At 60.5% G+C, this 8,318-nt stretch carries 9 protein-coding genes; 8 read left to right on the top strand and 1 reads right to left on the bottom strand.

The genetic code is table 11. The annotated features are described in order from the left end of the window. The 5 genes from JNL55_RS32820 to JNL55_RS32800 all read left to right on the top strand — a co-directional run. Positions 1–346 (top strand): RraA family protein (locus JNL55_RS32820; RefSeq protein WP_293864698.1); only part of this gene is annotated, 346 nt, incomplete at its 5' end. 10 nt (positions 347–356) lie between these two features. Continuing rightward, complete coding sequence (locus JNL55_RS32815; protein WP_293864695.1) at positions 357–1,088, top strand: dienelactone hydrolase family protein; 732 nt, start codon at positions 357–359, stop codon at positions 1,086–1,088. A 10-nt stretch (positions 1,089–1,098) separates the two neighbouring features. After that, on the top strand, positions 1,099–2,322 hold the full coding sequence (locus JNL55_RS32810) for an MFS transporter (RefSeq protein WP_293864692.1): 1,224 nt from the start codon (positions 1,099–1,101) through the stop codon (positions 2,320–2,322). 67 nt (positions 2,323–2,389) lie between these two features. Continuing rightward, entirely contained in the window at positions 2,390–2,992 is a 603-nt protein-coding gene (locus JNL55_RS32805; protein WP_293864689.1) for an RNA polymerase sigma factor, read from the top strand. After that, on the top strand, positions 2,989–4,122 hold the full coding sequence (locus JNL55_RS32800; protein WP_293864686.1) for a FecR family protein: 1,134 nt from the start codon (positions 2,989–2,991) through the stop codon (positions 4,120–4,122). The genes JNL55_RS32805 and JNL55_RS32800 overlap by 4 nt, the downstream gene beginning before the upstream one ends. A 5-nt stretch (positions 4,123–4,127) precedes the next feature. Here JNL55_RS32800 and JNL55_RS32795 read toward each other — a convergent pair whose 3' ends face one another. Then, complete coding sequence (locus JNL55_RS32795) at positions 4,128–5,162, bottom strand: YncE family protein (protein ID WP_293864683.1); 1,035 nt, start codon at positions 5,160–5,162, stop codon at positions 4,128–4,130. A gap of 106 nt (positions 5,163–5,268) precedes the next feature. On the opposite strand from JNL55_RS32795, the gene JNL55_RS32790 reads away from it, so the two are divergent. The 3 genes from JNL55_RS32790 to JNL55_RS32780 all read left to right on the top strand — a co-directional run bounded on the left by JNL55_RS32790 (position 5,269) and on the right by JNL55_RS32780 (position 8,044). After that, on the top strand, positions 5,269–6,063 hold the full coding sequence (locus JNL55_RS32790) for a phosphatase PAP2 family protein (RefSeq protein ID WP_293864680.1): 795 nt from the start codon (positions 5,269–5,271) through the stop codon (positions 6,061–6,063). Positions 6,064–6,071: 8 nt separating this feature from the next. Next, entirely contained in the window at positions 6,072–7,661 is a 1,590-nt protein-coding gene (locus JNL55_RS32785; RefSeq protein ID WP_293864677.1) for a phosphoethanolamine transferase, read from the top strand. 245 nt (positions 7,662–7,906) lie between these two features. Continuing rightward, a complete protein-coding gene (locus tag JNL55_RS32780) occupies positions 7,907–8,044 on the top strand; it encodes a hypothetical protein (protein ID WP_293864674.1) in 138 nt (45 codons plus the stop codon). The last annotated feature ends 274 nt before the right edge of the window (positions 8,045–8,318 follow it).

Genomic DNA, 8,318 nt, shown 5'->3' with positions numbered 1-8,318 from the left:
GATCGGTGCCATCGTGGATGGTTGCATTCGCGATGTGAGTCAGACGCGCGACATAGGATTCCCCATCTGGAGTCGCGGTCCGTGTTCGATCACGGGGAAGTGGCGGCTACAGACGGTAGCTGTCAATCAACCTGTGACCATCGACGGCGTGCAATGCGCGCCGGGTGATTTGGTGGTTGCGGACGAGGGCGGCATTTGCTTCGTGCCGCGCGATCTCGTGCCGTCGGTGCTTAGGCGGGCGCAAGAGATTATCGCGGGCGAGGCCAGGCGCTATGCCGACATCGCAAACGGCATGTCCGTGCCCGAGCTGGCCAACAAAACCCATGTGTTCAAGTTCGGCAGCTGAGGCACACAGAATGATTGAGCGAGAAGTCGACGTCACCACCCGCTTCGGCGTCATGCCGGCCTTTACTGCTTGTGCCGACAGCACCCGCCAGGTTCCTGCCGTGATCTTTTTCATGGACGCATGGGGCATGCGTGAGGAGCTGAAAAACATGGCGCGACGGATTGCGAAAGAAGGTTACTTTTGCATCCTCGCCGATCTGTACTACCGATACGGCCAGGTTCGTTTCGATCTAACGAAGCGGCACGAGGGCATGGCCACGGTGATGCGTGCCGCTTACCACAACCTCACTGATGACAATGTTCGCGATGACGTCGCTGCGATGCTCGGTTACCTCGCCGCTCAGCCACAGGTGCGCTCAGGGCCGATTGGCACCGTCGGCTATTGCATGGGCGGGCGTTTCATCACCAACACTGCGCGTCAGTTTCCGGAGCAAATCGTTGCTGGAGTGTCGATCTGCGGCACGCGACTGGTTACGGATCAGCCCGACTCGCCGCACCTGCATCTCGATGGCATCAAGGCACGGCTCTATTACGCCTTCGGGGAGCAGGACCATACCACTCCGCCGAACTACATCAGCAGCTTCCAGAGTGCACTCGAAGCGTCGGGGTTGAGCTTCGGCATCGACACGTATGCGGGGGCTGAGCACGGCTATTGCTTCGCCGAGCGCGCGGCGTACCAACCGAAAGCCTCGGAGGCGAGTTGGTCCAAGCTGTTTGAGTTGTACCGCCGGACCTTGATCTAGCGATCCAACGATGCCGTGGGTCCCTCGCCATTCCGTACTCGCCGTCGTATTCGCGACGTACCTGGTCTGTTTCATGGATCGGATGGTCATCGCCAGCGTGCTGCCGATGATCGTCGCCGAGTTCAGTCTGGACTCGCTGCAAGCGGGCATGATCCTCAGCGCCTTTTTCGTGGGCTATTCGCTGCTGCAGATTCCAGGAGGAATACTTGCCGACCGCTATGGCCCGAGGCGCGTCATCGCGTTCTCGCTGGTGGCGTGGTCGGCGTTCATCGCCGGCACTGGGCTGGTGGGAACGCTTGGAGCGTTGTTGGTCATGCGGTTGCTGTTCGGAGCAGCGGAGGGCGTGTTTCCCGCGGCCGCCTCGAAGTGCTTGGTGCTTTGGTTCCCGCCGACTGAGCTGGGCCGTGCCAACGGCATCAAGCTCGCGGCCACACAAATCGGACCTGCGATAGCGCCGCCGTTCGCGGCGTTCATGATCTTGACCTTCGGCTGGCGCGGTGTGTTTCTGAGCCTGATCTTGCCGGGTCTGTTGTTGCTGCCGTTGGTGCTTCGATACATCAAGGAACCAGTGGTCACGTCTGCCGCCGAACCTAATAGCGAACCGTCGAAGATCGGCAGCATCGGCTCGGCATTCGAAGTGTTTCGGAGCAAGCAGCTGCTGGGGTGTGCGCTGGTACTGTTTCTAGCCCTGAGTGCGAACTGGACCATTCTGAGCTGGTTGCCGACGTACTTGATCAAGGCGCACGGTTTCAGTATTTCCAAGATGGGCCTGTATTCGGCCATTCCGTCGTTGGGCGGCACGCTCGGGTATTACCTCGGCGGCTCCATTTCGGATCGATACTTCGCCGGCAAGCGTGTCGTGCCGATTTCCGCGGGGCTCGCGTTGAGCGCTGCCTTCACGTATCTGGCAGCTCAATCGTCGACGGGCGAGGTTGCGGTTGGCTTTCTGACGCTGACGTTGTTCTCGCTGTGTATCGCGCTATCCGGTCTGTTTACGCTGCCCTTGTTGTTGGTGCCGAAGCGCTTGGCCGGCACCGCACTGGGAGTCGCTAACACTGCGGGCCAATGCGCAGGTCTGCTGTCGCCGCTTGCTGTGGGTTGGCTATTGTCGGTGACCTCCGAAAACTATCAGGCGGTGCTGCTAGCCCTCGTGGGCCTGCTGGCCATGGGGTCGGTAGCCGCCTTGCTGATCCAGAGAGCTGCCCCGGCGCGTGAGGTACCCTGCCTGGAATAAGGATTTTGGCGCTTGGTGCGTATTAGTCTTAGGAGAGCTCTAAAACCGGTTGGCTAGGGACTCGTGAATGCCCGTTTCGTCTGATCCCGCGCCAACGCAGGCGCCGCTGTCCGACCCCGGTGCGCCGCCGGCGTCCGACCTCAGCGTGTCCGAAGGGACCCTGATCGTGGCTCAGATGCGGCCGGCGCTGGTGAAGTTCTTCGAGCGTCGCTGCGGTTCCAGCGACGAGGCCGAAGATTTGGCGCAAGACGTGCTGGTGCGAGCCTTGGCCCACGTCACCTGGAAAACATCGGAACAAGCAAAGGGTTACATTTTCCGGGCGGCGGTGAATCGGTGGCGCGACCGTGGGCGGCGGGTAGTTACGCACGGCACCACCGTGCAATGGAATGAAGAAACCATCGGCGCTGCCGGTGCCGTGGAGTCGATTACCAATGAGGAAATCGTCCCGGAACGCGTACTAATAGTTGAGCAGGAGCTGTTTCACGTGGCCACCGCTTTGCAGGAGCTCAGCGAGCGTGCCCGCGACGTGTTCATGTTGGTCCGGCTCGAAGGCATGAGGCAGAGCGCCGTGGCGGAGATGCTGGGCATCTCGGTGAGCACCGTCGAAAAGGAGCTGGTGAAAGCGTTGGCCCATCTTGCCCGGTGCGCCAGCCGTAGGGACGACACATGACTTCCCAGGATAGGACTCGAGATTCCGACACGTCTTCCGCCGATCGCGAAGGCCTGGCTGCGCAAGCGTTCGTGCGGCGCCAGTTCGGCCCGTGGAGTGAGGCGGACGAATCCGAACTCAAGAACACGTTGGCGGGCGATGCGGTCTTCGCCAGTGCCTTCGAGCTGGTGGAGCAATCTTGGACCGAGGTCGGCCGGCATGCTGCTTCTGCCGAACTGATGGTGCTTAGAGAGCAGGCGCTGGCTCGTGCTCGTCGCTCGAACAGCCGTCGTTGGTGCGCGCCGGTTCGCCCTTGGTGGCGCAGAACCGATGTGAGAGTGGCTGCGATGGCCGCGAGTTTGCTGGTCGTGCTCGGGGCCGGCTATCACTGGGCACCGTTTGGTTTTCGGCCTGGCGAATATCGCACCAACGTCGCTGAGCAACGCGTGATCGAGCTCAAGGACTATTCGCGGATCGCGCTGGATGCTGCCACACGCGTCAAAGTGCGGTTCACCAATGACGCACGAATCGTAGAGCTGATCGAAGGGCAGGCGCAGTTCTCGGTGGCGCGCGATGCGGGTCGACCGTTCAAAGTACAAGTCGGTGGCCGCACCATCGTTGCTCTAGGAACAAAATTCACCGTCGAATATATCGACCGTGAATTCAATCTCGCGATGCTCGAGGGGCGCGTGGCTGTGATTTCGGATTTGAGCTCTGCAGCTGCGACTGTCACGCCCACGCAGGTATCTTCGACGAAGGCGCCTCCCGCTCAGCGAAGCGCAGCGGCGGCTCGAACTTCCCGCATCAACAATACGCCGGCCGACGTCATTGAGCTCTCGGCGGGCGAAGCGTTACATATCGCCAAGGGCGGCGAACCCAAACTCACCAAAGCCGACTTGAAGGCCGCCAATGCGTGGCGCGAGGGCAAAGTCATTTTCGACGATGCCCCGCTCGAGGAAGCCATCCGCCAGCTGAATCGTTATTCGAGCCTGCAAATCATGATCGCCGATCCGTCACTGGCCGGCATGCGAGTCAGCGGCATCTTCGATGCCGGCGACGCGCAAGCGTTCGTGGAGGCGGTGCAGGGCGCCATTCCAACGACGGTTGACTACTCCGACCCCGCCACGATTCGCTTGCACGCCCGCCGCTGAACTCGTTACTTCCGGCCGACCACCAACACTTCGAACGTTCCGGCCACGGCTTCGCGCTCGCCATCTTTGCCATCGACGAAGTTGGCGGACGGCAGGTAGAGCCGGTCGGTGCTCGGATCGAAGGCAGCGGTGCGAGCGCCTTCATGGGTGCGCACTTGTTGGACGGGCTGTACCTTGCCGTTGGCATCCAACTTGAGAACCGTCAGCGTGCCATTGTTGCTGGGAATGAATACCAGTCGTTTCACGGAATCGAAGATCGCGCCGTCGGCGCCCTCGCCAATGGTCGCGCTGCCCTTGTCGGCTCCAGTTCGCGCCTCGATCAATTTGGCGACGCTGTTGTGACAAGCTGAGATCAGCAAACCGGTGACGGCGTCGAGCGCCAGACCCGTCGGTTCTTCGCAACCTTTCATCGCGTAGCGCGTCACGACTTTGTGAGTATTGCTGTCGATGACGACGATCTCGGCAGTGTCTTCGATGTTTAGATAAACGCGGCCGTGGCCGTCGGACGCCGCTGCCTCAGGCTTGCCGCCGACCGGGATGGTTGCGACCGCCTTGGCCTTGGTCAGGTCCACCAAGGTTACGTCGTTGCTCTCGCCGTTCATCACGAACACCAGTTTGCTGGCCGGGTCGTACAACGCCGCGTCCGGGCCTTTGCCGACCGGGATCTGGGCCTTGATCTGTCCGCTGTGCCGGTCGAACAGCGTGGCCTGGTTGCTGGCCCAGTTGGTGCTCAACATCAGCGAACTGTCGGGAATGATCAGCACCGCGGCGACTTCGTTGCCGGCGACGAAGTGCGGGGTGACTTTGTTGGTTTGCAGGTCGACGGTCATCACACCGTCATTGCGAGCCATGTAGAGCCGGTGGGCTGTGCTGTCGACCGAGACATAGTCGTAGCCGCCGTCCTGGGCTTTGATGTGCTGGACCACCGAGTACGGTGCCGCGGCGTCGGCCGCCAACGTTCCCTGAGCCGCAAGCAGGCCGCCAGCGGTGACGATGGCGCTCGTTATCGTGGTCGACCATGTGCGAAGAATCGAGGTCATGGCGCTACCTTTTTGTAGGTGTGGAGTTGATCCGGCGGCATTGTGAAGCGTCCCCGCTGACGGCTCGCTGACGGTTCGCACCGCCGGTTTGGTGTGTCGCTGACGATTGCCGATTGGTTTTCCAACGCCGTGCGTCCTACTACGAATCTCGGCCAATGGCTGGGCGTGGGGGACGTGGTCAATTGTGAATTACCTGAAGCTCAGGCGTGCCCAGTGGATCCTGGCATGCTTTCTGATTTCGGCCGGCGTGCTCTCGGCGTTCCCTTCCATCGACATCCACATATCGCGACTGTTCTTCGATCAGGGCTTCCCCTTGAAGGAGCAGTGGACTCACCGGCTGATCCATGAAGGGATGGCTTATTTCCTGTGCGGCTCGCTGGGCACGGTGATCGGAATCTACGGCTACAACCGGCTATGGCAACGTAATATCTGGAATATCGACGGACGCAAGGTCGGTTACCTGTTGCTGGTCTTGATTCTGGGGGCGGGCCTGATGGTCAATGTGGTGCTCAAGGATGGTTTTGGGCGGGCCAGGCCACGGGACATCGAGGAGTTCGGCGGCTCCAGGCAGTTCACCCCGGCGTTCGTCATCGCTGCCGAATGCGACAAGAACTGCTCGTTCTCTTCGGGTGAAGGTGCCGGCGGATTCTTCTCGCTGGCGTTGGCGGCCGCGTTGAGTAGAAGGCGCGCTGCGCTGGTCGCAGCCGTAGGTCTTGGAGTGGTGGTCTCCTGGTCGCGCATCGCCTCCGGCGCGCACTTTTTCTCGGATACCGTCGTTTCTTTCTTTGTAATGCTGATCTTCACGGACGCTCTGTATTACTACATGTTCGTGCCCAAAGAGGTGCGGCAACCCAGCTTGGCTGTGGCAGCGGTCCCCGCTGGCGGCGAGATATCGCTGTGAGGGTTGGTTTGAAGCGTGGCTTGCAGGTGTCGCACACCGGCTTCATCGTGGTGTTCTGCGGGCTGCTGTATGCCATCTGCAATACGCTCAACATCGATAAGCTGAGCAAGTGGTTTCACCACAGCGACCGCCTGGATGCGGTGGCACTGTCTGGCTATCTCCTGGCCGGCCTGTGCCTATTCACTGCATTCTTTACTCTGCTGGCGCACCGGCGAACCATCAAGCCGCTGGCGATCCTGCTGACCGTGCTCAGCGCAGCGGCTACCTATTTCATTGCCAAGTACGACGTGGCCATCGACCGGTCCATGGTGATGAATACTGTGCATACCGACGCCACGGAAGTCTGGCAGTTGCTGTCGCCGCAGATGATTCCGTACGTCGTGTTCCTGATCATCGCGCCGGTGCTGCTCATCTGGTCGCTGGACATTGGCTTCGAGGCGAACGGCAGGTACTTGTTTGCGTCGGCGAGGCTGGTGGTGATTACCGTCTGCGTTGCGCTGGCCGCCTTGTATTTGAACTTCAATGCCATTCATCGCGCCGGCAATATCTCCAACAAATACATCGTGTATTCGCTGGTGCCGGTCAATGTGATTTCAGGCGGCCTCAATGCGCTGGGTAAATCGCTCAAGCCGCACCTGGCAACGAACAAGAAGCCGGTGGAGATCTCCGCTAGCGTGGCAGCGCCGGGCAACCTGGTGGTGGTGCTAGCGGTGGGAGAGTCCTCGCGCCGGAAAAACTTCAGCCTCTACGGATACACCCGTCAGAACACTAACCCCGTCTTGCAAAATACCAGCGGCCTGCATTTGTTGAACGCGATCGCGACGCGCGGCTCGACCTTGTATGCGCTTCCGCAGATTCTCGAAAAGAAGGACGTGAAACTGACCCAGGTGGTTGCCAAGGCTGGGGTACCCACCGCGTGCTACGTCAACTACACGCTATACGACAACTGCGAGGCGGTGGGCGAGACCAAGGTAAGCAACTGCAAACATGGCGACAAATGCTATGACGAAGATGTCATTCCTTTGTTGGAGGCGAACCTGAAGACACGCGAGCCGGGCTATGGGTTCGTCGTCTTGCATCTCGGCGGCGGTAGTCACGGCCCGACTTACGGCGACCGGCATCCTCCGGAGTTCAAGAAGTTCGAGCCGATGTGCAACGACGCCGACGTGGCCAATCGCTGCACGCTCGAGCAGCTTTACAACTCCTACGACAACACCATCTTGTACGTAGACCACGTGTTGGGCCAGATCATCCAGACTCTGGATCGCTCCGGCACGCCGTATGTGTTCATCTATCTATCGGACCACGGCGAGTCGTTGCTGGAAGACGGCGTCATGTTCCATGGCATGCCGCCCGGCGTGCCCCTGCCCAAAGAGCAGGCCGAGATTCCGTTGATCGTGAAAGCGTCGGTGCCGCTATCCATCGCCGCACGCGAGTCCTACCAGCAGCCCGACGTGTTCGACACCGTTCTGGATCTGTTCACGATCCGTTCGCCGCTGTTCGATCGGGCTGGCAGCTTCATTCAGCTGACGCCCGACAGCGAGTTTCGAACTTCCAGCAACTTCGATCCCAGCGAGGTGCGGCAGGATCACCACTGACGTCGGCGTGGTGCTGGCCGTTCCGCTCCGACTACGTTTGCAGCAACAACATGATGACTGCCTCAGGACTGGTGGTGGCCAGTGGCGCAGACGTCCTGGCCGCAGTTCGCTCGCGAACGACTCTGGCAGCCACTTGGCATGAGTCGCACCAATGCCGATGCGACCCTGGCACGCAGTGATGCGAATGCAGCGTCACCTCATACTGGCGATTTCGTGCCGGCGTGGCGTTATGGCCGGAACAGAGATTGGCGGTATTCATCGGTGTCAATCGAACGCCGTCGGTGCTGCCGTTCGCCCTGATGTTGTCGGTCTTCGATGCCTACGCAGGTCAGGCCGAGCAGGACTGGAGTACGGTATTTCGCGAAGCTGCTGCCCGAGAGTGAACGCTCCGGACCAAAAAGATTAGCCCAGCCGTGCCCGAAAAGGCCGGTTCGCCAGCTCATATGAGTATCAATAGCTGCGTTCAAGGCTGATCGTGCACTCGAAATTTCGTTGGTCTACTCGGTCCGGGGCTAGCCGGCTCGCCCACAGCTTCGAGAAATCCACATGGCGATAACTCGTAGAGGCGTGCTGCGCGGTGCGGCGGCAGTGTCGGCAACGCTGGGGCTCGAGAGTTTCTGGGTCGCGCAGGCGGCGACATCGGGCAGCGAATACGCG

Origin of the sequence: Steroidobacter sp. (assembly GCF_016790065.1) — a bacterium.
GTDB lineage: Bacteria > Pseudomonadota > Gammaproteobacteria > Steroidobacterales > Steroidobacteraceae > Steroidobacter.
This window is presented reverse-complemented; position numbering and strand designations above follow the sequence as displayed.